The organism is Streptococcus sp. oral taxon 058 str. F0407 (assembly GCF_000235485.1).
Taxonomy (GTDB): Bacteria; Bacillota; Bacilli; order Lactobacillales; family Streptococcaceae; genus Streptococcus.
In genome coordinates, this window is the sequence record NZ_JH378889.1 from 1 (window position 1) to 25,708 (window position 25,708).

The following is a 25,708-nucleotide window of genomic DNA, read 5'->3' on the forward strand; positions in this document are numbered from 1 at the left end:
CACAAAAAGAGAGGCATAGCCTCTCCGGGGTTATTTTTCTTCACTCATTTTTGATTTTACTTCATCATAGGATAAGGCATGGGATTCCTCTTCTACAGTCTCAGGCATTTTTCCTGTTTCGTAAAGAGATTTAATTTGAGTACTATCCAATGTTTCATATTTCAACAATGCTTCTGCAATCAGTTTGTGAGTTTCACGATTTGATTGAATTATTTCAGCTGCTTTATTCCGTGCTTCATTTAATAATGAACGAACTTCCTCATCAATCTCATAGGCTGTTTGCTCTGAAATTGATTTTTGAGGACTTTGTGCACCAAACATAGCATGATTGCCTTCATATTGAACTGGACCTAGTTTTTCACTCATACCGTATTCAGTGACCATTGCACGCGCCATCTGTGTAGCTTGTTCAAAGTCATTTGAAGCTCCTGTAGTTTGGACATTAAAGATAATCTCTTCAGCTACACGACCACCCATCAAACCTGCTAATTGCTCTTTCATATCTTCTTTAGAAAGGAGCATTTGATCTTCTTTAGGAAGTGCAATCATGTATCCGCCTGCACGTCCACGTGGTACGATGGTCACTTTATGAACAACACGGGCATTTGACAAGACTAGACCAACAATGGTATGTCCAGCCTCGTGGTAGGCAACTAATTCACGTTCTCTTTGTGATACTGTTTTATCTTTCTTAGACGGTCCAGCAATCACTCTGTCCTCTGCCTCATCAATATCTGAAGCATCAATGACTGACTTGTTGCGACGGGCAGCAACCAAGGCCGCCTCGTTTAGAACATTTTCCAAGTCGGCACCAACAAAACCTGGAGTTTGTTGGGCAACTAATTTTAAATCAACATCTTCTGCTAGAGGTTTGTTTTTAGCGTGAACTTTCAAGATTGCTTCACGACCTTTAACATCAGGGCGACCAACTAAGACTTTTCTATCAAAACGTCCTGGACGGAGAAGAGCTGGATCTAGAACATCTGAACGGTTCGTCGCAGCGATAACGATAATTCCTTCATTTCCCTCAAAACCATCCATTTCAATCAAGAGCTGGTTCAGAGTTTGCTCACGTTCATCATTTCCTCCACCGAGGCCGATACCACGTTGGCGACCAACAGCGTCAATTTCATCGATAAAGATGATAGCTGGCGCTGCTTTTTTTGCATCCTCAAAAAGAGAACGAACTCGACTTGCACCAACTCCGACAAACATTTCTACAAAATCAGATCCTGAGATGCTAAAGAATGGAACACCTGCTTCTCCGGCAACCGCCTTAGCAAGCAAAGTCTTACCTGTTCCCGGAGGTCCCTCTAAAAGAACACCCGCAGGAATACGCGCACCAAGTTTTGTAAATCGTTTTGGATCTTTTAAAAATTCAACAACTTCAACTAATTCTTGTTTTTCTTCCTCGGCACCTGCAACATCTGAAAATCGTACCTTGATATCTTCTTTGTTAGCAGCTTTGGCCTTGCTACGTCCAAAACTCATTGGATTCCTACTATTATTTCCTCCCATATTTCCCATCATAGAGAATAGGAAGAAGAAGAGAATAGCAAATGGCACAACAGAAACAAGGATATTGATCCACATACCGCTAGAACTCTCATGTTTAACCGTTACCTCAGCCTGATGTTCAGAAGCAAGTTTTTGCAATTCTGAAACTGTTGAATCAGACGGAAGAATAGTACTTGAGAATCTTTCTACTATTGTAGCAGCAGGAGTGAAAAATTGAATCCCTGTTTCTTCTTTACTAGTCTTAGGATTTTTATAAACACCAGACACCTCAATGATGCTACCATTTGGCTGATAGGTTAATTCTTTTACATTGTCTGCTGTAATTTCTTTTACCAATTCTGTATAGTTAATTTTTTCACTTTTCCCAGCAGCATTTCCAGAGTAAAAATACTGGAATCCTGTTACAAGGAAGAAGATAATTAATAAGTATAGAAATGGATTTCTAACTAAACCATTATTTTGTTTTTTCATTAAAGAATGCTCTTTCTAATTTGAATAAACTTCCTCTTTCAAGACTCCAACATAAGGAAGATTACGATAGTTTTCTTTATAATCCAGACCATAACCTACTACAAACTCATTTGGAATAGTAAAGCAGGTATAATCAGCTTCGATTTCAACAATTCGCCCTTCTGGTTTATCTAACATGGTTGCAATCTTAACAGAAGCCGCTTCTCTTGCAATAAACATATCTCTCAAATTCTTCAAAGTTTGACCTGTATCGATGATATCTTCTACAAATAGAATATGTCTTCCTTTGATATCTTGAGTTACGTCTTGCTTGATATTGATCACACCACTACTTGCAGTTCCACCATGGTAGCTAGATACCATCATAAAGTCCATCTCAATATGCGTATCAATATGTTTGACCAATTCAGCCATAAAAGGAATCGATCCTTTCAAAATTCCAACAAGAATTGGATTTTTTCCCTCATAATCTTTAGCTAATTGTGCACCTAGCTTTTTAGCTGCTTCTGTAATTTCATCATGTGAAATGAGGATTTTTTTAATATCGTGTTCTAACATCTTTTTACCTATCTATTTTTTCTATATAAAGTACAGTGTTCATTATATCATTTTTCGTGTTTTTACTCAAATCACTGATCGCAATTCCCAAAATTGAGACAATTTCTCCAAATTGCTCAATAATAGGAGTTGTTCTTCGTTTTTTAATAGGGATTTTCAAATCTATAAATAGACGTCTCAGTTTCTTTCGGTGACCATTTATAAGCAGAACATCACCAGGTTTTCGACATCTAATATGTACAGATGTTTCCCGTGAAACCATTATTTTTTGAACAGCGTCCCCTTCAATAGGAATGCCAAAGGAAAATAAATAGCCCTTATGTTGAACTTGATTTTGATAGTGTAACACAAGTTCATCTTCCTTTTCATCAGCCTGAGGACTGATTTTGCAAACTCGAAAATTCTGATACTCTTTTATCAATTCGTAACCATTTTTCAGTGGGTGACGATACTGACTTTTCCTTGCTAAAATCTGTCGAACTTCATCAAACTGGGACTTCGTAAGATTTAAGTCTGGGAATTGATTGAGATAGTTCTGGAGCAAGACCCCTTGAGTTTGTTTTGAGTATGAAAAGAGCTCATTCAAATCTTCCACATCAATCTGTTCAGAAAGTTCCGTTATGGCTGCTTGGTAATCTGAAATCTCCCTTCCTAAATCTAAAAGAGCGGATTTAAGTCGAGGATTTTCTTTTTCAAGCTCTGGTAAATACCTATTTCGAATACGATTGCGAAAATAGCTGTTCTCACGATTTGTTTGATCTTCGAAATGAAAAATTGGTAGAAAATCCTTTTTGTGAAAATGCAACAAGGGACGGATGATTTCAATATCATCAACTACTTGACTTTCTTTTATTCCTGTTAGATGACGTAGTCGACTTCCGCGAATGAAGCGCATCAAAATCGTTTCAACCTGATCATCCGCATGGTGGGCAGTGAGCAAGGCTGTCGCCCCAACCTCTTTCATGATTTTCCTAAAAAAATCATAACGAAATTCTCGAGCACACGCTTCTGAAAACTCTCCTGAAAAGCTTGTGATATAAATAGGAAGTCCAGCTACATCAGCTAACTTCCTTAGTTCATTCTCCTCCCAGTCAGACTCACTTCTCTGCTTATGATTGACATGAGTTAAAATCAGCTCAATTCCCAACTCATTTTGATAAGTAGACAATAAATGGAATAAAAACATCGAATCCAGTCCGCCAGACAAAGCCAACACGACTTTAGAATGTTTTTTGAAATACTCTTTTCTGAGAAAATGATTTAAAAAATCCTGCTCCCTCATTTTAGAACCTCATAGACATCCTTGGCTATTTTAGCAATAGTGTCATAATCAGAATTTTTGGTGAAAATGGAAAGAACGAAAGGAGAGTCCGTATAAACAATCGCAGTATCGTGTTTGAACTCGTCAGCATCTCCGATTTTATGAGCTAGCTTAACCGAAACACCTTTTGCAATTCGTTGGTTGTCAAAATTCGTCTTGCTCAGAGACTCTAGGACAAAGCCATTCTGATTATAAATAGCTTCCATGACCTTTCCAGCCATTTTTGAAGAAGTTAATTTATCATTCACATCCCAATCTTCACCCATAATAGTAGACATTTTTTCTTTAAAAGTCCCGTCAGATTGATTGGTCACATAATAACCTAAAATATTATGAGCAACATTATCAGACTCTTTTGTTACCTTGGTAATTAATTGTTGGAGACTGTAGTTTTTGTTGTCTCCTGTTTTAGGTAAACTACCACTACCTTCTGGTTTATAGGATCCAGGGAAATTATTCACTTCTGGAATATACTTGAAGTTACTGTCTAGTGTATATTCCCCTTGATTTATCTTATCTTGAGCATAATAAAGGTAGGCTAGTTTCAAGATGCTAGCTGCATAGAGTTTGCTATCTTCATTCACCCCAGCCTCTTTACCTGTACTCAGTTGTTTAACATAAATAGAATAATTTTCATTCTGATAGTTGTTTGATAAGATTTCTTGAACCTTCTGGATGCGATTATCCTCTTCTGAAACAAACTCTTTTGATACCCATCCAACTTGATCAATATGAAGAAATTCTTGTCCCTCAGCAAAAAGGGTTCTATCCACTGTTACGCGTTGATAGGGAGAGAGGGATGAAGAAATTTCTTTAGCACCATAAGGACTGTTATAGATGACAAACCCCGGCTCCAACCATACTTGTCTATTTTGAGTTTGAACATTACTTCGATCATAGACCAAACGCTTATCTGCAACGACAAACTGATGATTGTTTAATTTAAAAACAGGAACACCTTGTCTATTCAAACGCCATTCTACGATTTTAAAGGTGGTTCCAGGAGTCAATTTTCCAGACTCCTTAATCAAATCCTCATTTGCATAGATAGCCGTTTCTCCATAAACCATTGGCGATTCAAGAGGTTCTTTATAGTAAAATCCATAATCAGACTCAGTTAGATAATAAATTTCTTGTGAAGAGTAAGGAAGCTGTTTTTCTGTGCTAACTACTCTTGAAGTTATGATAAAAACAGATAGTAGTGATAACACTACTAAGAACTTACGCATTCTTTCCTTCCCTTTCTTCTTGTAATCGTAATAAATGATTTTTAGTTGCTAATTCTTCTAATTTTTCATCTGACAAACTTAAAAACTTCTCAACAACTTCTAATAAATTTTCCATGACATTACCTCGGAAGCAAATCAGGAATTGTGTAAATCGCTTCTCGTGTCTTTGAGTAATAGTACTTGGCGCGTGCATATTTTGCTACATAGTCTTCATCTTTCAACTTTTTAGCAAAAGCGGATTCCTTATCCTTTTCATCACTGAGAGTTTGATACTGTTCTTTCAACTCTGTCAATTGCTGACGACGTTGTAGTAACTGATTATAGCTTTGGGCCAGATTATAGGTCGGTAAAATAAACAATAAAATCATCAAAATCAAAACCCAACCCATGAAACGATTTCGTTTTTGTCTTTCCTTCATCAGGTAACGACGACGTTGGTGTTCATTTTGAATAAAAGGGTTGTTCATCTGTACAATATTTTTAGACATTTTCTTCTACCCGTGTTTCACTGATAATTTCATACATGCCAGCAGCATCTTCTTTTTTTGTACTATCTTTCATTTCCAGTACTTTTACAAGCAACAACTTATTTCCAAAGCGAATTTCAACTTGGTCATCAACTTTCAAATCCGTTGAACTTTTGGCCAAAATTCCATTTACCTTGATTCTACCTTTATCTGCTACTTCCTTTGCGACTGTACGGCGCTTAATAATTCGTGATACTTTTAAATACTTGTCTAATCTCATTTTTATTACCTCAAATTATTATTGTACCATTTTTATCCCTTTTATAGAAGAAAAACGTCAAAGAGAATTAATTTCCTTTGATTCTTTTATCTCTAATAAACTTTCTCCAAAAATCAGCAGACCTTCTAAAATTTCATAATCCTTCTTGTTTCGGACATCAAATACGACTTCCATCAATCCTCTATTCTCAGCTATAGCCGCTTTTAAGTTTGTTGCAGATAGGGCTTTAAAATAATCTTGAGCCAAGAACAGTCGCTGAGTAATTTTTTCAAATTGAACCGTAATCTTATTCTCTTTTCTTTCCACACGTTCTACAAAGACCTTATCCAAGTATGATTTGACCAAACCAATCTCTAAAAGATAGGCCACCACATCTGGATACTCCCCAAAACGGTCCATCAACTCTTCTTGTAATTCTTCATAGTTGACACGACTGTCAATTTGACGAATTTTCTTGTAAATTTCAATCTTATGTCGTTGGTCAGAAATATAAGTATCAGGAAGATAGGCATCGATTTGTAAAATCAACTCAGCATTTCCTTTGGTTCTTGTGTTCTCATTGCCATTGCGTTTAGCAATAGCTTCTTCTAGTAACTGAGAATACAATTCAAAACCAACAGAATCAATAAAGCCCGATTGGGATTTTCCTAAAAGGTTTCCTGCTCCACGAATTGAAAGATCTCGCATAGCAATCTTAAATCCAGATCCCAATTCTGTAAATCCTTTGATTGCTTCTAATCTCTTTTCAGAGACTTCACTGATTGATTTTTCTGGACGATACATAAGATAGGCATAGGCAATGCGATTACTCCGACCAACTCTTCCTCTTAATTGATACAAGGTTGACAATCCCATATGGTCTGCATTTTCGATAAATAAGGTATTGGCGTTTGGAATGTCAACGCCTGTTTCAATTATGGTAGTTGTCACCAAAATATCATATTGGCCATCAATAAAGTCCAATAGAGTGTTTTCTAACTGAATTTCACTCATTTGTCCGTGAACATACCCAATTGAAGCTTCTGGAATCAAATCCTGTAATTCTGAAACCTTCTGATCAATCGTGTCAACTTTGTTGTAAAGATAGTAAACTTGACCTCCACGCTCCATTTCACGCAAGACAGCATCACGAATCACATTATCATTCTTTTCCAAAACATAAGTCTGAACAGGATAGCGATTAGTTGGCGGAGTTTCAATAACAGACAAATCTCGGATTCCCAACATAGACATATGAAGAGTACGAGGTATTGGAGTAGCTGTTAAGGTTAGGACATCCACTTGCTTCTTCAGTTCTTTCAATGTTTCCTTATGCTTGACACCAAATCGTTGCTCTTCATCAATAATCATCAAGCCTAAATCTGAAAACACAACATCTTTTGACAAAACACGATGCGTTCCAATCAATATATCGACTTGACCATTCTTTAATTTTTCAAGTGTCTCCGCCTGCTCTTTTTTACTTCTAAAGCGACTCAACACATCAATATTAACTGCAAAATTTTGGAATCGTTCCTTAAAATTGGTATAGTGTTGTTGCGCTAAAACCGTCGTCGGAACTAGAACGACAACTTGTTTATGATCATTGACCGCCTTAAAGGCTGCACGCATTGCAACTTCAGTCTTCCCAAAACCAACATCTCCAACCAGAAGTCGATCCATGGGATGAGAATCCTGCATATCTCTCTTGATTTCCTCAATACTACGAAGTTGATCATCCGTTTCAACATAAGGGAAAGCATCATCAAAAGCATGTTGCTCATCATCGTCAGCTGAGAAAGCAAAACCCTTCAACTGACTACGCTCAGAATAAAGCTTGATTAAATCGTCAGCTATATCCTCTACCTGGTTCTTAACTTTTTGCTTGGCTTTTTTGAAATGACCGTCATTTAATTTATTAAGTTTTGGAGCTTTCCCATCACTTGAAACATATTTGGACAGTAACTGAATCTGCTCTACTGGGATGGAGATTTGGTCACCATTTTGATACTGTACACTGACATAATCACGGTGAATGCCTTTGATTTCAATTGTTTCAATGCCTAGATATTGACCAATTCCATGGATATGGTGAACAACGTAGTCCCCTTTTTCAAGTTCATTATAATCTTTTAAACGCTCTGCATTTGACGTATGTTGTCTTCTAAAACGACGTTTTAATTTCTTTTGAAAAATCTCATGTTCAGTAATCAAGAGAATTTTCTCATCCACAAAATGAAAACCATGTCTTAAATTACCTTCGATTAAGTTTACAGATTCTTTACAGATACTTGACTTATCTCTTGAATCCAATTTAATCTGGTATTCCTCTAAAACATCCTCCAATGTTTTACTTCCCATTGAATTGCTAGACTGCAGAATAATGGTGTAGTCCATTTTTTTATATCGCTCAATTTCTTCTTTAAGAAAAGAAAATTGATTAAAAAACTCCTGCATAGGATATTGATTAAATTGATAAATGTGATCAAACTTGAGATTCCCTAATCCTTTTTGTAGATTGGAGAAAAAGGTAACTGGACTTTGTTTTTTATAGGTGTGCTCTGTATCTGCAAAATACTGCATACCAGCAAAAGATTTACCGTTCTGTAAATCTTCTGTAAAGTATTGCGCTAATTCTCTTTCAAATACTTCATACTGATTCATTAATTTTGGGTAATCATCAAATAATACTGGCGTATCTTTTTCAATATAATCAAAGACAGTCCATGTTTTATCGTAACATAAAGATAAAAACTTGCGACTATCTGAATGTACTTGTTTTTGATGAAAACTTGACAAAATCTCTTCCAAGTATGATTTTAAAATTGGTGATAAGGTCTTCGAAATTTGCTTTTCTAAAGCTGACTGACCTCGTATATAGTCTCTTTCTCTTAAAAGTATATCACTAGCTGGAAAGATAATGAGTTCTGTTTGATTTTCTTTTGATAATTGTGTTTCGACTTCAAAAGTCCGAATTCCATCTACTTCATCACCAAAAAACTCGATTCGGAAAGGTTCTAACTGAGACATCTCAAAAATATCTAAAATATCTCCTCGAATACTAAACTCACCTTGAGTTTGTACTTGCGTAACTTTACGATAGCCTATTTCCTTTAATTTGTGAAGAAGGTCATGTTGGTCATATTCTTCACCGACTGCAATCCTTATAATACTTTCTTTAAATCCAGTTGGAGAAGGTAAAATCAAACGACTTGCTGCGATATTACAAACTAAAATCCCTTTCTTAGATGAATCAGCTAAAAAACGCAAGGCTTCAACTCGCGAAATGATTTTTTCTTGTGAAGACATCAAAAACTCTACCATAGGAGAGTCATCTACCAAAAATGGATAGACAAATTCCTCTCCTAAGATAGAAAGAAGATCACTAATAATTCGTTCTGCTTCTCCATAAGTTGATGTCAATAACACAATCTTATTTTCTTTTTTTAGACTACTTGCAATTGCAAGAGCCTTGGTAGAAGTTGACAGACCTAGTATTAGTTGTCTTTTCTTATCTGTCAGATTTTGATGCCATTTTTTGATCTGATCATTTTCTGAGAATAAATCTAATAAAGTCACCATTTAGCCGTTATACCTCTGCATCGTTTTCTCAAAGTTTTTCTCTTGTAAATAGTAGTTTACAGCATCGTCAACCTTGTCAATTGACTGTAAAATACCTACATAGTTTCCCTGATCAAACTTACTTAAAACATGGTGAACAACTGACATGCCTTTTTGGGGCCTTCCAATTCCTATTTTAATACGGTTAAAGACCTGAGTACCAATATGTTGAATAATAGACTTGATACCATTATGACCACCTGCTGAGCCCTTTGCTCTTAAACGAATTTTCCCGACTTCCATGTCAAGATCGTCGTAAATAACGAGTAAATCTTCAATATCCAAACCATAGTAAGTCAATAAAGCATGAACTGCTTTTCCACTTTCATTCATAAATGTTGTTGGTTTGACGAGATAAATTTTTTCTCCATTGAAGAAAAAAGAGGCTAGGTCAGCTTGAAATATCTTGTCATGTGTAAAGGTGACATTTTGTTTTTTAGCTAGTTGGTCAATCAACATAAAGCCAACATTGTGCTTGGTTTCAAAATATTTATCTCCTGGATTTCCTAATCCAACAAGTAATTTGGTCATTTATTTTTCCTTTCAAAAGCCAAAAGGGTTGGAATTTTTTTCCAACCTAATTGACACTATTTATTAAATGTTATTAAACGTTAAAGCGGAATTCCATGATATCGCCATCTTGAACGATATATTCTTTTCCTTCTTCACGCAAGCGCCCAGCTTCTTTTACAGCCTTTTCAGATCCATATTTCACTAGATCCTCATATGACATGGTTACTGCACGAATAAAACCTTTTTCAAAGTCTGAGTGGATAATACCAGCTGCTTGAGGAGCTTTCATACCACGCTTAAAGGTCCAAGCGCGAACTTCTTTTTCACCAGCTGTGAAGTAAGTTCCAAGTCCAAGTAAGTGGTAAGCAGCTCGAGTCAACTTGTCAACGCCTGATTCTGTCAAGCCAAGTGCTTCAAGAAACTCTTGCTTATCTTCATCATCTAACTCAGAAATTTCTTCCTCAGCACGCGCAGAAATAACGACTACTTCAGCATTTTCTGTCGCTGCAAACTCACGAATTTGTTTGACATAGTCGATAGAATCTGGATCTGAAACTACATCCTCATCCACATTCGCTACATAAAGAACTGGTTTGGTGGTCAAAAGGAAGAGACCCTTGACAACCTTTTGTTCTTCATCTGTAAATTCAATCGTACGAGCTGATTTTCCATCTTCAAGGACTGGTTTAATTTTTTGAAGAACATTGAATTCCGCCACAGATTCCTTATCTTTTTGCGTACGTGCCATCTTTTCTACACGCGCATAGCGTTTATTAACTGATTCTAAGTCTGCAAGAATCAACTCCAGGTTAATGGTATCAATATCTGCAAGTGGATCCACAAAGGCATCTTCACGTCCTTGCTCGCGCATAACATTTTCATCATCAAATGCACGCACAACATGAACAATAGCATCTACTTCACGGATATTGGCCAAGAATTTATTCCCTAGACCTTCCCCTTTCGATGCGCCTTTTACAATCCCTGCAATATCTGTAAATTCAAAAGTTGTTGGAACTGTCTTTTTAGGAGTAATCATTTCAGTTAGTTTTTGTAGGCGTTCATCTGGAACTTCTACCATTCCAACGTTTGGATCAATAGTCGCAAATGGGTAGTTTGCTGCCTCTGCTCCTGCTTTTGTAATTGCATTAAAAAGGGTTGATTTCCCAACGTTTGGCAAACCAACGATACCTGCTGTTAAAGCCATATTTTCTCATTCTCCGTTCTCATTTCAATCCCTAACATTATAACACAAAAAGGGAAAACTTGCTAACTCTCTAACTAAAGGTTCTTAGTCAATAATCTTATTCATTTTTCGTTCAAAATCATGGCGACTCATCATGACAAGGTGGTCGCAATTGCTACATTTGATTTTGATATCTGCCCCAACACGTGTAATTTCCCAACGATTGGCTTTTTTCCCTGTTGACTTGATTGTGCAAGCATGTGGTTTTTTCATCTCAACAAAATTTCCAACTTGATACATACTACTCTCCTTTTCTTTTTTGATTATATCATAAAAGAGGCGAGCCAGGCTCAACCTCTTTCACTTAATTTGTACGAACTGGTGTGATGAGCTGCATGAAGTCTTCATCAGTATCTGCTGGGACAAGAGTGAATGGACGAACAGCTGAGATAAAGCTAATGGTCACCTTTTCGCTATTTAAAGCTTTAAGAGAATCAATCAAGTAAGTTGGGTTGAAACTTATGGTCAAATCATCCCCAGTCACCTGCTCCGTATCGATTTCTTCGTTTACTTTACCAACTTCAGGAGAATGAACATGGGCGCTAACAACACCACCTTTAATTTCAAGCTTCACAGTACCATTTTGAGTCGCACTTGATAAGAGACGTGCGCGTTCCATTGATTGACGCAAGTTGACAACATCAAAAGTAATTGTCGTGTTAAAGTCAGTTGGAATCAAACGATCTGTATCAGGATAGTTTCCTTCTAGGAGACGAGTATAGAAGCTAATATTTTCACTTCTAAAGAGGATTTGATTATTGGCAAAGAAAATCTCCACTGTTTCGATATCATCTGTAAAAACAGCTGAAAATTCGCGTAGAGAGCGGCTAGGAATCACCACATCAAAATCATCACCATTTTTTTCAAGAGTCAATTTTTTCTGGCTAAGGCGATGAGAGTCTGTCGCAACCGTTTTTAGTTCTTTGTGTTGGCTCAATACGAAGTGGACACCTGTTAAGATTGGACGACTTTCTTGCGTACTTGCAGCAAAAGCTGTTTCATTGATAATTTTCTTGAGTAGTTTGGTTTCAAGGACCAAAGGAGTGCTTGCTGAAATTTCTTGAATACGTGGATATTGTTCGCTATCTTTCCCTTTTAGGGTAATTTCTGATTTGCCACTTGTTAAGACAATTTGTTTTTGTTCAATCTCTTTGAAATCAAGCGTTACATCTGGAAGACTAGATACAACATTAATAAAGAAAGAGGCTTCAAGAAGAATCGAACCTAAGGAAGTAATCAAAAGACCAGCATCTTCATTCTTTTGAGAAATGAAATTTTCAATGGAGATTTGACCATTGGAACCAATCAAAGTAATGCCTTCATTGGTAACATCAATTTTGATAGTTGATAAAATAGGAATAGCATTTTTTGAGCTAATTGCTCTTTTTGTGGTATTTAAGGCTTGTAGAAATAAATTTTTATTGATTGAAAAATGAATCATGGATTCTCCTTTGTTTATTTTTTAGTATTAGAAGGATAATAGAAATAATAGAGTGTGTGAATTCTGTGGAAAACTGATTTCTATTTAGTGACTTCAAGCTTTTTAGCTTGTTTAAAAAATGTGGATAAAAAAGATAGAAAAGGAAAAGTTATCCACAAACTATTTAATTTTCTTTTTGATTGCTTCGATTTCTAAGCGTAAATTATCGTCTTCATCAATCAATGATTTAATTTTAGCATGGGCATGAATAACGGTGGTGTGATCCTTTCCTCCGAATTCTTTTCCGATTTTTGGAAGACTATTATCTGTCAGTTCTCTAGCTAGATACATGGCTACTTGACGCGCCAAAACGATGTTTTGAACTCGTCTCGTCCCCTTCATTTCTTTGACACTCACTCCATAAAAATTACCAACTTCAGTTTGAATTTTGTCAATTGGAATGACTAGCAGTTGGCTAACATCTTGTTTGCGAGCTCTAATAGCCTCTGCAGCAATATCAATAGTGATGTCTTTAATCTTCTTTACTCTGGCAATTAAAGTGATATCGTTAATTGCTCCTTCCAATTCTCGAACATTTGAATCAAATTGGCCAGCCAGATATTCTAGGGTATCACTCTGGAAATGGTAGTTTAAATGTTCCGTTTTACTTTGAAGAATGGCGATACGTGTCTCAAAGTCAGGAGGGGTGATATTTTGAGTCAATCCCCAGCTAAAGCGTGTGACAAGTCTTTCTTCAAGGCCTTCTAGGTGTTTGGGACTTCGGTCACTAGTCAGAACGATTTGTTTTTGATTGCTATGAAGAGCGTTGAAAGTATTGAAAAACTCTTCTTGAGTTGCAACCTTTTTGCCACTGAGAGATTGGATATCATCAATCAGTAAGAGATCAAGGCTTCGGTAAGTTTTTTTAAATTTTTCCATTTCCCCGAGCCTCAGATGCTCAAGAAAGTCGTTGATAAAACTTTCAGCAGGAATGTACTTAACCCGAGCTTCAGGGATATTTTTTAGAATTTCATTTCCGATAGCATTCAGTAAATGGGTTTTCCCTAGTCCAGGACCACCATAAATGAAAAGGGGATTATAAGTCAAGGCGAGGTCTTCGGAAACAGCCAGAGCAGCAGACTTGGCCCAGATATTCCCATCTCCTTGAATAAAGTTATCAAAGGTATATTTTTCCTTCAATCCTGTTTCAGAATATGGAATAGCAAGATTGGCCTGTGAAGCAACATAATGATTGCTATTTTCAGAATCCATGACATAGGTTGAAGATTCTTCCTCAGGTTTTGTTAGGACAAATTGAGTTTTTATCTCAGTATCATAAACTTCAAAACCAGCAGCCACAATAATATCCTTGAGCTGTTTTTTCCAAACCATTTCCATTTCAGGTCTAGGTAAAAAGATAGTAGCTACATTTCCCTCCACTTTTATGAGTTCAGCAGGTGTGGCATAGAAATCGTACATAGAACGTGTCAATCTTTCTTGAGCCAATTCCAAGATTTGATTCCAAAATTGTTTTTCTTTCACCAATTATCCCCTCCTTTGCTATATTTGATATAAAAAGGTTTACTGTTAGACTTATTTTACCATAGATGCTGGCATTTTTCCACAATCTGTGGAAAAGAATCCACAATGTTTACACTTTTTATCCACAGGTTGGGGATAAGTGAGGGATTCCCTTGAATTCTTTGGTTTTTTGCTATAAAAAATCGTGGATAAATTTGTGGGTTGAAAAAATAAAAGAACAGCCTTATTTCAGGCTGTTGATAATTCTGTCATATTCTTCTTGGCTTGAAAAAGAAATAATAACCTTTCCAGTATCTTTTTTAGAAAGTTTAATTTCTACATTTAATCCAAGTAGTTTTTTTAATTTATCTTCCTCATCTTTAATGAAAGAGTCACTTTTTTTCTGCTTCTTTTGTTTTTTCTCTGTCAGCAGTGTTTCTAACTTTCTCACAGAGATGTCTTCATTTTTAATTAGTTGAAAAAAATAGTCTTGCTGCTCTTTATCCAAACCAACTAGTGAACGTGCATGAGCTTGAGAAATTTTTCCATTTTCTACTTCAGCTAAGATATGCTCTGGTAGGGAAAGTAAACGAATAAAATTAGTGATATAAGGACGAGACTTCCCCATTTTATCCGCTATCTCAGTGTGAGTAAATCCTTTTTCTACCAAAGATTCGTAGGCGCGTGCCTCTTCAACTGGATTCAAGTTTTCTCTCTGTAAATTCTCAATGATAGACTGAATCATCATTTCTTGATCTGAGAGTTGCTTTACAACAGCTGGAATAGAAGTGAGACCAGCTAAGAGAGAAGCCCGATATCGTCTCTCTCCTGCAAGGATTTCGTAACCAATTACAGGAGATTGGCGAACGATGATGGGTTGGATGACCCCATTTTCTTTGATTGATTGGGCCAATTCCCTTAGTTTATCTGCATCAAATTCTTTTCGAGGTTGATAGGGATTTTTTTGTATTTCTGAGATAGAAATCATTTCAAATTTTTCCATGATTCTACACTAACATATCTTTTATTATATGTAAAGTTTTCTTTACACTGATGTCAATTAAGATTCTAAATCACTTGTACTTTTATCTAGCTTAACAGTTGTAGTCTCCTCTTTCCCATTTCGATAGTAGGTGATTTTAATGGTGTCTCCAATAGAATGGTTGTAAAGAGCACTCTGTAAATCTGTTGACGAAGAAATCTCCTTGTCGTCAACTTTGGTAATAACGTCGTATTTTTCAAGGTGACCAGATGCAGGCATATTACTTTGAACAGATTTCACCACTACACCAGAAGTTACGCTACTTGGAATATTGAGTTTTCTAAGATCATTAGCTCCGATATTAGCCAAATTAACCATTTGAATTCCAAGAGCAGGGCGAGTCACTTTACCGTCACTTTCAAGCTGTTTAATAATATTTTGAACATCATTTGATGGGATTGCAAAACCAAGACCTTCGACAGAGGTCCCACCATTACTTGCAATTTTACTTGATGTAATACCGATAACTTGTCCTTGAATGTTTACAAGTGGACCACCAGAGTTACCAGGATTAATGGCAGTATCTGTTTGAATGGCTTTGGTAGAAATAGCTTGACCATCTTGAGATTTTAGAGAGACATTTCGATTGAGGCTTGAAATGATTCCCTGGGTAACTGTATTGGCATATTCGGATCCTAGAGGACTACCAATTGCGATTGCAGTCTCACCAACATTTAGTTTGCTAGAATCTCCAAATTCTGCTACGGTTGTGACTTTTTCTGAAGAAATTTTTACGACAGCAATATCAGAGAACGTATCAGAACCGACAATTTCACCAGGAACTTTTGTACCGTCTGCTAAACGGATGTCGACTTTTGAAGCTCCATTGATAACGTGGGTATTTGTCACAAGATAGGCATCTTTCCCATTCTTTTTGTAAATAACACCAGAACCTTCACTTGCTACCTGTTGAGAGTCGGTATCCGTATCTGTCTCGTCATTTCCAAAAACACTATTTTGCCGATTTGCTGAATAAGTGATGACCGACACAACGGCATCTTTGACCTTATTAACGGCCTGAGTTGTTGCATTTTCATTTTTGTAGGAAGTCTGAGTAACAGTGTTTGTAGTGTTATTTGCGGCTTGACTTCCTTGTTTTTGATAAAGTTGCAGTGTTGCAAAACTTCCCAGAGCACCACTCAAAAATCCTATCAGAATGATGATAAGAAAGGTAACTCCTTTTTTGTAAAATTTTTGTAAGTGTTTCATAAACGCCTCCGTTTGTTATTTATTTACTCAGATTATAAACCTATTAACTTAATTCAAACTTAAAAGTTTGAAAGTTTTGCACAAGCTGTGGATAACTTACGTTATTCTGTGAATTTGCTTGTTATTTTAGATGATTTTGATGTGTATAAAATGTGAAATAAAGTGTGGATATGATAGAATGGAAGCATGAAAATAAAAATTGTAACAGTTGGAAAACTGAAAGAAAAATATCTTAAAGATGGTATTGCTGAATATACGAAACGTATATCTCGTTTTGCCACTGTAGAAATCATTGAGTTAGCTGATGAAAAAACTCCAGATAAGGCAAGTGAGTCAGAAAATCACAAAATATTAGAAGTAGAGGGAAATCGAATTCTTTCTAAAGTTGGAGAAAGAGATTTTGTCGTTGTGTTGGCAATTGAAGGAAAAACTCTCTCTTCAGAAGAATTCAGTAAACAGTTAGAACAAGCTTCCATAAAGGGATTTTCTACTCTTACATTTATTATTGGTGGAAGTCTGGGACTATCCCCTGCTGTGAAGCATCGAGCGAATCTTTCTGTTAGTTTTGGGCGTTTGACCTTGCCACATCAGTTAATGAGATTAGTCCTTGTTGAACAAATTTATCGTTCTTTTACCATTCAGCAGGGATTCCCTTATCATAAATAGAAGATTGACTTAGCTCTTATTTTTTGATAGAATGGTCATGTTAGGTCTCATAGCTCAGCTGGATAGAGCATTCGCCTTCTAAGCGAACGGTCGCAGGTTCGAATCCTGCTGGGATCAGTACATTAGAGAAGAAGCTGGGATTACTCCCAGCTTTTTTCTTAAAAAAGTGCATTTCAGGTGCAAAAAAGTACAGTTGAGAAGAAATTTTTCTTAAATAATCTTCATTTTGTATAATAAACTTGTAAGTTAATTTACAAGAAAAACAATACAGGAGATTTTATTATGAAAAACACAGTTAAATTGGAACAGTTCACAAAGCTTACAGAGAAAGAATTGCAGGAGATTCAAGGTGGGGAAGTTAGAAAGGAAAATAATTTTTTATTTTATTTTTTTAAAAGAAAGTAAAGGGAGAAAAGAATGGATTTTTTCGCAATAATAAGCGTTGTATTACATATTTTTATTACTAGTAAAAGTTATAATTTGATTTGTAACACAACTAGAAAAGAACAATACTTCTTTATTCTTTATACAGTAGTAGTAGAATTGGTAGTTGAATTTTTCTTTTATTCTATATATTTAAGTGGATTTGGGATTGAAAAACTTTTATATCCATTTATTTTATACGCTTATTTTATATGGTTTAAAAAGTTCGATAAGTATAGGGGAATATTCCTGAGTTTCCTATTTTCTCTCTTATATCACAGTACCCATACTTTTATATCCGTAACCCTATCCTCTATAACAGGTGATGGTTTTGTCATAGAACATGAAGGGATGTTTTATTTAGGAGTATTATTACTAACATATTTTGTTATTAAAAAAATTATTACCTATTTCCATTTAGAACTTACCTATTTTGACAAAGATTATCTCTATCCTTTTTTGAAAAAAGTGCTATATGCATTTATCTTCCTACATATCGTCTCTTTTATTTCAGATATCGTGAGTACTATTTCTCATTTAAATAGTTTTGGAAGTATTTTATCATCCGTAGTTTTTGTTGGGCTCCTCTTAACCTTCTTTGCAATGAACTCTTACAAGGTTCAAGTTGAAAAAGAGATTGCTTTGAAGCAGAAAAAATTTGAACAAAAGTATTTACAGACTTATACAGATGAAATTGTAGGTTTGTATAATGAAATTCGAGGTTTTCGTCATGACTATGCAGGTATGCTTGTCAGCATGCAAATGGCAATTGACAGTGAAGATTTACAAGAAATTGACAGAGTTTACAATGAAGTATTAGTAAAAGCGAATCAAAAACTTCGTTCAGAGAAATATACTTACTTTGATTTGAATAATATAGAAGATTCAGCTTTACGTAGTTTGATTGCTCAATCCATTGTCTATGCACGAAATAATGATGTAGAGTTTACATTGGAAGTAAAGGATATTATTACTAGATTGTCAATGGACTTACTTGATCTTGTTCGTATCATGAGTATTCTCTTAAACAATGCTGTTGAAGGGGCCGCGGATAGTTACTTGAAACAAATGGAAGTTGCAGTCATTAAAATGGATTTTGAAACAGTTATAGTTATCCAGAATTCATGTAAAATTACTATGACGCCTTCAGAAGACCTATTTGCTTTGGGTTTCTCTACCAAGGGAAGAAATAGAGGTCTAGGACTTAATAATGTCAAAGAGATTCTAGATAAGTATGACAACATTATTTTAGAAACAGAGATGGAAGACAACACATTTAGACAAATTATTAGATTTAAGAGGGAATTCGAATGAAAGTATTAATTTTAGAAGATGTTATTGAGCATCAAGTGAGACTTGAGAGAATATTGAATGAAATTTCTGGGGAATCAAATATTCCTATTTCTTACAAGACAACAGGAAAAGTTCGTGAGTTTAAGGAATATATCGAAAACGATGAAGTAAACCAGCTTTATTTCCTAGATATCGATATTCACGGGATTGAGAAAAAGGGATTTGAAGTGGCACAGTTTATCCGTCATCACAATCCCTATGCTATTATTGTCTTTATTACCAGCCGATCTGAATTTGCTACCTTAACGTACAAATACCAGGTATCAGCTCTAGATTTTGTTGATAAAGATATCAATGATGAATTGTTTAAAAAACGTATTGAGCAGAATATTTTCTATACCAAAAGCATGCTACTTGAAAACGAAGATGTTGTAGACTATTTTGATTACAACTATAAGGGAAATGATTTGAAAATCCCTTACCATGATATTTTGTATATCGAAACAACAGGTGTTTCTCATAAACTGCGAATTATCGGTAAGAATTTTGCCAAAGAGTTCTATGGAACCATGACAGATATTCAGGAAAAGGACAAACATACCCAGCGATTCTATTCTCCTCATAAATCTTTCCTAATCAATATTGGAAATGTTAGAGAAATTGATCGAAAGAATCTAGAAGTTGTCTTTTATGAAGATCATCGTTGTCCCATTACCCGTTTGAAAGTTCGCAAACTGAGAGATATTCTGGAGAAAAAATCTAAAAAGTAATTGACAATTAGTAAGAAATTGATATAATGGTTATATCTGCTACAGATAGATGGTCCGTTGGTCAAGGGGTTAAGACACCGCCTTTTCACGGCGGTAACACGGGTTCGAATCCCGTACGGACTATTTTATCCGCCATAGCTCAGTTGGTAGTAGCGCATGACTGTTAATCATGATGTCGTAGGTTCGAGTCCTACTGGCGGAGTTAGAAAAAGAACACCATTGGTGTTCTTTTTTCTTTTAGTTGGTATCACCTAGCATTTTCATAAGGAAGTCTGTCATTTCTTGCGGGCTTTCTTTTTTTCCGTGAGCAATCCACGTCTGGCAAACACCAAATAGGGCATTTGTTAGATAAATGCTACTATACTCGAGTTCAATTGGATTGAGTTGTAGTTTCATAAAGCGCTTCTGAAGGTCTGTGCTAAGCATAATGTGAAGCTTATTTCTCAAAAAATTTTGGATTTCTTTTGTACCATTTTCAGATAAGAGTGCAGCCAGGAGTGGCTCAGACTCTAAATATTCAAATACTTCTAGAATAGCATCTCTTTTATGATGAGCATGTTTTTGGAAAATATACTCAAAGGTATGAAAGAGTTTACTTTGGTAGTGCTCAATCATATCATACTTATCCTTGTAGTGAGTGTAAAAGCTGGAACGACTAATTCCGGCTTTTTCTGCTAACTTGACCGTAGAAATTTGATCAAAGGGTTGGTCCATCAATAATTGAACCATGGCATTTTCAATGATTCGTTTTGTTTTTAAACGTTTGTTACTTTCTTTCATAATTCCTCCTTGTAGACAAATTAGACAATATGTCTAAAAAATAATTTTTTTACCTTGAAATTTGGATTTTTTGATGTATAATCTATTATATCAAAATTTTAGACAATATGTTTAAAAAAGGAGGAGACATGTTTAAAGAATGGAAAGCAATATTTAAAAAACCGACCTTTATCATTGTAATGATAGGGATTTCTCTCATTCCAGCATTATACAACATCATATTTTTATCATCCATGTGGGACCCATATGGTCAATTGTCAGAGTTACCTGTAGCAGTTGTCAATAAAGATAAGGAAGCTTCTTATAATGGACAGACAATGACAATAGGTGAAGACATGGTGTCTAATTTAAAAGAAAATAAGACTTTAGATTTTCATTTTGTCAATGAAGAAGAGGGGGAAAAGGGGCTAGATGATGGCGAATACTATATGTTAGTGACTTTACCAAGTGATCTATCTGAAAAAGCTACTTCAATCCTAACAAATCACCCTGAACAGATGCAAATTGATTATCAAACTTCAAGTGGACATAGCTTTATTGCAAGCAAGATGAGTGATTCTGCAATGACACAATTAAAACAAACCGTCTCTACGAATGTAACTGAAACATATACCAAGGCACTATTTCAAAAAATGAGTGACTTGAAGTCTGGGATAAATAAAGCAGCTGATGGAAGTGAACAACTGGCTGATGGGACTAATCAGTTAGCAAAAGGAAGTCAAACATTGACGACAAATCTCAATACTCTAGCTAACTCAAGTGTAACTTTTTCAAATGGAGCTAATCAATTTACAAAAGGATTGTCTGCCTATGTGTCTGCCATAGAGCAATTACATCTTGGTTTAGGAACTTTTAATAGTGGTTTACAAAGTTATACAAATGCAGTTTCACAGGTTGACACTGGACTTGGTCAATTGGCCTCAAGAACTCCTGAATTGGTGGCAGGTGTAAATCAGCTGAATACAGGTATAAAGTCCTATACAGGTGGGGTTTCACAATTGGATACAGGTCTCAGTCAATTTTCAGTTGGTGTAAATGCTTATACAAGTAGTGTAGAAAAACTTTCTAATGGAACAAGTCAATTATCCAATCAATCAGATACACTAAGAGATGGAATAGAGCAATTAAATACTGGTATTAAAGAAATTTCAAGTCAATTAAAGTCCTCATCTCAACAAAATAAACAAATTACTCAATTGGCAACTAGTCTAGGAGAACTGAATAAAACACTACAAGCTCTTACAATATCAGATAATACTCAACTGAAAAGTATATTGTCAGAAGTTTTGCCAAATCTAACAACTCTTGCACAGGACATTGTGACCAAAAGTCAGACAGAACAAGAGAAAACTATTGCTAACCTTCAATCAACAGCTACTTATCAATCTCTCACAGATGAACAGAAGAAAGAACTGACAGAAGCTATTTCTAAAAATTCTAATTCTACTATTGAGTCAGCAAAAACAATTTTAACGACAGTAGGAGGATTGAAAGAAGGTATAGAGAATTCAGAACAACAAGTCTCTAATCTATCTGATGTGCAGACGAAGGCAAATCAACTTTTACCCTTAGCATCTAGCTCCTTGACAACTTTGTCAAGTGGTTTTACAAAGTTGCAAACTACTGTAGACAATCATTTAGTTCCTGGAAGTCAGTCAATTGAAAAAGGAGTTGTAAACTACACTAAGGGACTGGACACAATTTCTATAGGTGCCAATAAACTAAGTGAAAAAAATGCAAATTTAACAACTAGTCTAAATCAATTAGTTTCTGGATCAAGTAAGTTGACAGAAAATACATCAACCTTGACAGCTGGAGTAGATGCGTTAGCTGGAAAAGCTCCAGAATTAGTATCAGGTATAGAAAGTTTGTCATCTGGTTCTGCTCAATTGAATAATAAGAGTCCAGAGTTAATAGCAGGTCTTACTAAATTACAATTTGGCTCTGGTCAATTAACAGATAAATCAACACAGTTACTTTCTGCAGCATCTCAACTAGGAAGTGGTGCTATGAAGATTGCAGATGGTGCTGGAAAACTAGCAGAAGGTGGAACAAACTTAACTTCTGGACTTGAAGATTTACAGACAGGAGTTGATTCATTAGGACAAGGATTAGGAAATGCTAATAATCAGCTCAAATCAGCATCAACAGAATCTGAGAATGCAGAAACATTATCTGAGCCTCTAGTTCTCTCAAAAATAGATAATGACCAAGTTCCTGTAAATGGGATTGCCATGGCTCCTTATATGATATCAGTTGCTCTTTTTGTTGCTGCTATATCTACTAATATGATTTTTGCGAAGTTGCCTTCTGGACGTCATCCAGAGAGCCGTTGGGCTTGGTTGAAGTCTCGATCTGAAATAAATGGGATTATAGCTGTCTTAGCAGGTGTTTTAGTTTATGGAGGTGTCCATCTTATTGGATTGACTGCTAACCATGAGATAAGAACCTTAATTCTAATTATAATCACAAGTTTAGCCTTCATGTCTATGGTGACAGCTTTAACAACTTGGAATAGCCGTTTAGGAGCCTTCTTCTCTCTTATTCTACTATTACTACAGTTAGCATCAAGTGCAGGAACTTATCCACTTGCTTTGACAAATGATTTCTTTAAAACTATCAACCCATGGTTACCAATGAGTTACTCGGTATCAGGCTTACGACAAACAATCTCTATGACAGGAAATATTCATCACCAAGTGATTTTCCTTATTATAACACTAGCTTTCTTTACTGCTTTAGGTATGCTAGCTTATCAACCTAAGAAAATAGAAGAAGATTAAAAAAATCGACCAAGGAATTGGTCGATTTTTTTATGTCATAGATGAATTTCGTTTGTAATTATAGATCCCAAAAAGAAGAATGGCAGTTACTGAGCAGACTGCTCCAATAACAAAACCATTGGGAATGAAGGAAAGTGTAATGGTTCCTTTTCCTTTTGGAACATCAACCTTCATAAAACCAGTTTGAGCCTGCTTGATTTCAAGTTTTTTTCCATCTTGATAAGCAGACCAACCTTTGTCATAAGGAATGGTGAAGAAAATAGAGGCATCCTGTTTGACTTCATATGTAGCAAAGACCTTGTTTTTAGAGGTAGATACTTCTACAGGTTGTTCTTTAATCTTTTGGATTGCCTCAGTCAAAGCTTGGGTATCTAAACGATAGAAGGTTGGAGTTTCAAATGACACTTGAGAATTTCCAGGGAAGCTAACATTGATATTGAAAGTTTTTTGTTCTTCTGTATAGCCTAAATTAAAGAAATTAAAGGTATTGTCAGTTGTAAAAGTCTTTTTTTCACCGTTGACAAGGATGTCAACTTTCTTTTGCTTATCATTTGTAAAATGAAGATTTGAAAAAGAGAGATAGACTTGACTATTTTGAGGAACCTCAATTTGATAATCAATCTTTGCATCTTCATTCGCAGAACCTGTGATGCTCGTTAAACCATCTGAAGTATCTGTTTTATCATATGCTATTTGGGAAAAGTAATCTAAGTTGAGATTAGCGAGCTGGTTTATAAATAAAGCCTGATTATCCAGAGTATGATTATTAAAGTTTACATCTGTGTAAATAGATTGAGTAGCAAAAGCAATGGGGAGGGAAAGTTGATTTTTATATAAGGTTAAATGATCCTTTTGATAAATCTCTTGAAATCCATATTTATAAAGGGGAGTTTCTGAAATATTGTACTGGATTCCAAATAAACTATCCGCCAAAATACTGTTATTTGCATAACGGAGATTGAGATTGGTTCCAGAAGATTTGAATCCAAGTTTATCTAAACTAGTGCTAGCTGAACGATTTCGTACAGACGAAAATTGAGAGATTCCATTGTAGTTAAATTTCATACTGTCATTTCCAGTTTGAATTTGCAGTTTCTCAGTACGTGTAAATGGATCGTCAATTTGGTTTATAATGGATTCCATAGCAATGATATCTCTATTATAGGCGCTACGAGAAGCAAAGGCCCATTCTTTAGCGATTCCTTCCATTTGAGATGAAGCGTTTAAGCATATCTCAGCTGTTATAAATAAAGACAAAAGAATTGCAAATAGATTTACAGAGATAAATTTTCTGATGACTGCAAGGAATAAAAGAGAATAAACTAGTAGAAATTCAAGTGTGAGTAAGATATTCAAATCTGTTAAAAAAGAATAGTGTGATTTAAAGTATACAGTAGCTAGAAATCCTGTTAGTACAAGAAAAAGTGAGACAAATAGATTCCATAGCTTCAATTCTTTCAGGCGATTTAAGACTTCTGCTGCAGTATAAATTAACAGAGTAGAAAAAATCCAAGCATAGCGATGTAAAAACATATTAGGGGTATGCATCCCCTGCCAAAATAAATCAAGTGCCTCTATGTAAAAGCTTGTTATTAAAAAAATAAAGAAAATTGCATAGGTAAGTTTCACGTGAAACTTAATAGATTTTATTGTGAAAAATAGAATGGTTAAAATAAAAGGAAGCAATCCAACAAAAATCATTGGTATAGATCCATACTTAGTTGTATCAAAGGATCCAATGAATTGTTTTGCGAAAATATCTAAATACCAGCTACTGTCTGTTTTTAATTTTGTGATGGCAGTTAACTTCTCCCCATGAGTTTGTAAATCAAACAATGTAGGAAGAGTCATAATTAAACTAGCCATTCCTGCTAAAAAGGAAGTAACAACAAAATCAAGAAAAGATGATTTTCGATTTTTAAAGTCCCAAGAAATTTGGCAGAGATACCAGAAAATAAGGAACAATGCTGTCATATATCCAAAATAATAGTTTTGAATAAACAAAATTGACAGACTTGTAAAGTATAGTAGACGCTTCTTTTGTGTTATAAGTATGTGTAAGCCAGTTATAATTAAAGGAATTAAGATAAAAACATCTAACCAGGTTTTTATCTCTAACTGACTGACAGTGAAGCTCATTAAAGCATAGGAAGTGGATAAGGCCAGTTTTAAAGGTTGAGGGATAGATTGAAATAATTTATTTAAACTAAAGAAGGTTGACAGACCAATCAATCCAAATTTTAATAGAGTGGTCAGATAAACAGCATCTGGCATATTCGACAGATTAAAAAAGTAAACTATAGGTGAAAGAAAGCTACCTAAGTAATAACTAGATAGAGCATAGAAATTCAGTCCGAGGCCACTTGTAAAGGTGTAAAACAAACTACCATTTCCATGTAGAATATTCCGTAAAGCCACATCAAAAATAACGTATTGATGGAAACCATCTCCTAATAGTGGAGATGTATCACTATTCCAGTAGATACCTTGAGATAGATATACTCCAGACATAATCACTACAGGAATGATGAAAGAAATAAAATAGGTCCAATATGTTTTAAAAAATGATTTCATGTTACCTCGTAGAATGATAGAAAA

The 25,708-nt window shown here is 35.4% G+C and carries 22 protein-coding genes and 3 tRNA genes; 8 read left to right on the plus strand and 17 right to left on the minus strand.

The window, feature by feature from the left end; all coding sequences use genetic code 11:
* Positions 1-30: 30 nt before the first annotated feature.
* The 15 genes from ftsH to HMPREF9184_RS07190 form a co-directional block, all read right to left on the minus strand.
* Positions 31-1,989, minus strand: coding sequence for an ATP-dependent zinc metalloprotease FtsH (gene ftsH / locus HMPREF9184_RS07120; RefSeq protein WP_000744574.1), 1,959 nt, complete (start codon positions 1,987-1,989; stop codon positions 31-33).
* A 15-nt stretch (positions 1,990-2,004) separates the two neighbouring features.
* Entirely contained in the window at positions 2,005-2,547 is a 543-nt protein-coding gene (gene hpt, locus HMPREF9184_RS07125; protein WP_000889397.1) for a hypoxanthine phosphoribosyltransferase, read from the minus strand.
* A 4-nt stretch (positions 2,548-2,551) separates the two neighbouring features.
* Positions 2,552-3,829 (minus strand): tRNA lysidine(34) synthetase TilS, encoded by a 1,278-nt coding sequence (gene tilS / locus HMPREF9184_RS07130; RefSeq protein ID WP_001209066.1) that lies wholly within the window; start codon positions 3,827-3,829, stop codon positions 2,552-2,554.
* Positions 3,826-5,097, minus strand: a complete 1,272-nt coding sequence (locus HMPREF9184_RS07135; protein ID WP_001224825.1) for a serine hydrolase — start codon at positions 5,095-5,097, stop codon at positions 3,826-3,828. Before HMPREF9184_RS07135 ends, tilS begins: the two co-directional genes overlap by 4 nt.
* Entirely contained in the window at positions 5,090-5,212 is a 123-nt protein-coding gene (locus HMPREF9184_RS10025) for an SP_0009 family protein (protein ID WP_000429342.1), read from the minus strand. The genes HMPREF9184_RS07135 and HMPREF9184_RS10025 overlap by 8 nt, the downstream gene beginning before the upstream one ends.
* Before the next feature lie 4 nt (positions 5,213-5,216).
* Positions 5,217-5,585, minus strand: coding sequence for a septum formation initiator family protein (locus tag HMPREF9184_RS07145; protein WP_000041918.1), 369 nt, complete (start codon positions 5,583-5,585; stop codon positions 5,217-5,219).
* Entirely contained in the window at positions 5,578-5,844 is a 267-nt protein-coding gene (locus tag HMPREF9184_RS07150) for an RNA-binding S4 domain-containing protein (RefSeq protein ID WP_001234973.1), read from the minus strand. The genes HMPREF9184_RS07145 and HMPREF9184_RS07150 overlap by 8 nt, the downstream gene beginning before the upstream one ends.
* A gap of 57 nt (positions 5,845-5,901) precedes the next feature.
* On the minus strand, positions 5,902-9,405 hold the full coding sequence (mfd, locus tag HMPREF9184_RS07155) for a transcription-repair coupling factor (RefSeq protein ID WP_000258123.1): 3,504 nt from the start codon (positions 9,403-9,405) through the stop codon (positions 5,902-5,904).
* Positions 9,406-9,975: an aminoacyl-tRNA hydrolase gene (gene pth / locus HMPREF9184_RS07160; RefSeq protein WP_000163920.1), complete on the minus strand. Its 570-nt coding sequence runs from the start codon at positions 9,973-9,975 to the stop codon at positions 9,406-9,408.
* A 73-nt stretch (positions 9,976-10,048) separates the two neighbouring features.
* Positions 10,049-11,164 carry a redox-regulated ATPase YchF gene (gene ychF / locus HMPREF9184_RS07165; protein ID WP_001218700.1) on the minus strand — a complete coding sequence of 372 codons (1,116 nt, stop codon included), beginning with the start codon at positions 11,162-11,164 and terminating at the stop codon, positions 10,049-10,051.
* 84 nt (positions 11,165-11,248) lie between these two features.
* On the minus strand, positions 11,249-11,443 hold the full coding sequence (locus HMPREF9184_RS07170; RefSeq protein ID WP_000285183.1) for a DUF951 domain-containing protein: 195 nt from the start codon (positions 11,441-11,443) through the stop codon (positions 11,249-11,251).
* Between the two features lie 64 nt (positions 11,444-11,507).
* Positions 11,508-12,644 (minus strand): DNA polymerase III subunit beta, encoded by a 1,137-nt coding sequence (gene dnaN / locus HMPREF9184_RS07175; RefSeq protein ID WP_000581146.1) that lies wholly within the window; start codon positions 12,642-12,644, stop codon positions 11,508-11,510.
* Between the two features lie 159 nt (positions 12,645-12,803).
* A complete protein-coding gene (gene dnaA, locus HMPREF9184_RS07180; RefSeq protein ID WP_004244340.1) occupies positions 12,804-14,165 on the minus strand; it encodes a chromosomal replication initiator protein DnaA in 1,362 nt (453 codons plus the stop codon).
* Positions 14,166-14,388: 223 nt separating this feature from the next.
* Positions 14,389-15,147 carry a ParB/RepB/Spo0J family partition protein gene (locus HMPREF9184_RS07185; protein ID WP_000410358.1) on the minus strand — a complete coding sequence of 253 codons (759 nt, stop codon included), beginning with the start codon at positions 15,145-15,147 and terminating at the stop codon, positions 14,389-14,391.
* Between the two features lie 57 nt (positions 15,148-15,204).
* Entirely contained in the window at positions 15,205-16,395 is a 1,191-nt protein-coding gene (locus HMPREF9184_RS07190) for a S1C family serine protease (RefSeq protein ID WP_000681808.1), read from the minus strand.
* Positions 16,396-16,581: 186 nt separating this feature from the next.
* Here HMPREF9184_RS07190 and rlmH point away from each other — a divergent pair, with 186 nt between their 5' ends.
* From rlmH to HMPREF9184_RS07225, 7 genes are all read left to right on the plus strand, one after another.
* On the plus strand, positions 16,582-17,061 hold the full coding sequence (rlmH, locus tag HMPREF9184_RS07195; RefSeq protein WP_000694223.1) for a 23S rRNA (pseudouridine(1915)-N(3))-methyltransferase RlmH: 480 nt from the start codon (positions 16,582-16,584) through the stop codon (positions 17,059-17,061).
* Positions 17,062-17,104: 43 nt separating this feature from the next.
* Positions 17,105-17,178 (plus strand) — tRNA-Arg (locus HMPREF9184_RS07200).
* 165 nt (positions 17,179-17,343) lie between these two features.
* The gene (gene comC, locus HMPREF9184_RS07205) at positions 17,344-17,466 is read left to right on the plus strand and encodes a competence-stimulating peptide ComC (RefSeq protein WP_000799682.1); all 123 of its coding nucleotides are present in this window, start codon (positions 17,344-17,346) and stop codon (positions 17,464-17,466) included.
* Between the two features lie 12 nt (positions 17,467-17,478).
* Complete coding sequence (gene comD / locus HMPREF9184_RS07210; RefSeq protein WP_000345272.1) at positions 17,479-18,798, plus strand: competence system sensor histidine kinase ComD; 1,320 nt, start codon at positions 17,479-17,481, stop codon at positions 18,796-18,798.
* Complete coding sequence (comE, locus tag HMPREF9184_RS07215) at positions 18,795-19,547, plus strand: competence system response regulator transcription factor ComE (protein ID WP_000866083.1); 753 nt, start codon at positions 18,795-18,797, stop codon at positions 19,545-19,547. Before comD ends, comE begins: the two co-directional genes overlap by 4 nt.
* 51 nt (positions 19,548-19,598) lie before the next feature.
* A tRNA-Glu gene (locus tag HMPREF9184_RS07220) sits at positions 19,599-19,670 on the plus strand.
* 5 nt (positions 19,671-19,675) lie between these two features.
* Positions 19,676-19,749: transfer RNA gene (locus HMPREF9184_RS07225), tRNA-Asn, on the plus strand.
* Between the two features lie 35 nt (positions 19,750-19,784).
* Here HMPREF9184_RS07225 and HMPREF9184_RS07230 read toward each other — a convergent pair.
* The gene (locus tag HMPREF9184_RS07230; protein ID WP_000665075.1) at positions 19,785-20,327 is read right to left on the minus strand and encodes a TetR/AcrR family transcriptional regulator; all 543 of its coding nucleotides are present in this window, start codon (positions 20,325-20,327) and stop codon (positions 19,785-19,787) included.
* A gap of 128 nt (positions 20,328-20,455) precedes the next feature.
* On the opposite strand from HMPREF9184_RS07230, the gene HMPREF9184_RS07235 reads away from it, so the two are divergent.
* On the plus strand, positions 20,456-23,110 hold the full coding sequence (locus tag HMPREF9184_RS07235; RefSeq protein ID WP_000472061.1) for a YhgE/Pip domain-containing protein: 2,655 nt from the start codon (positions 20,456-20,458) through the stop codon (positions 23,108-23,110).
* Positions 23,111-23,140: 30 nt separating this feature from the next.
* Here HMPREF9184_RS07235 and HMPREF9184_RS07240 read toward each other — a convergent pair whose 3' ends face one another.
* Complete coding sequence (locus HMPREF9184_RS07240) at positions 23,141-25,684, minus strand: YfhO family protein (RefSeq protein WP_000834491.1); 2,544 nt, start codon at positions 25,682-25,684, stop codon at positions 23,141-23,143.
* Between the last annotated feature and the right edge of the window lie 24 nt (positions 25,685-25,708).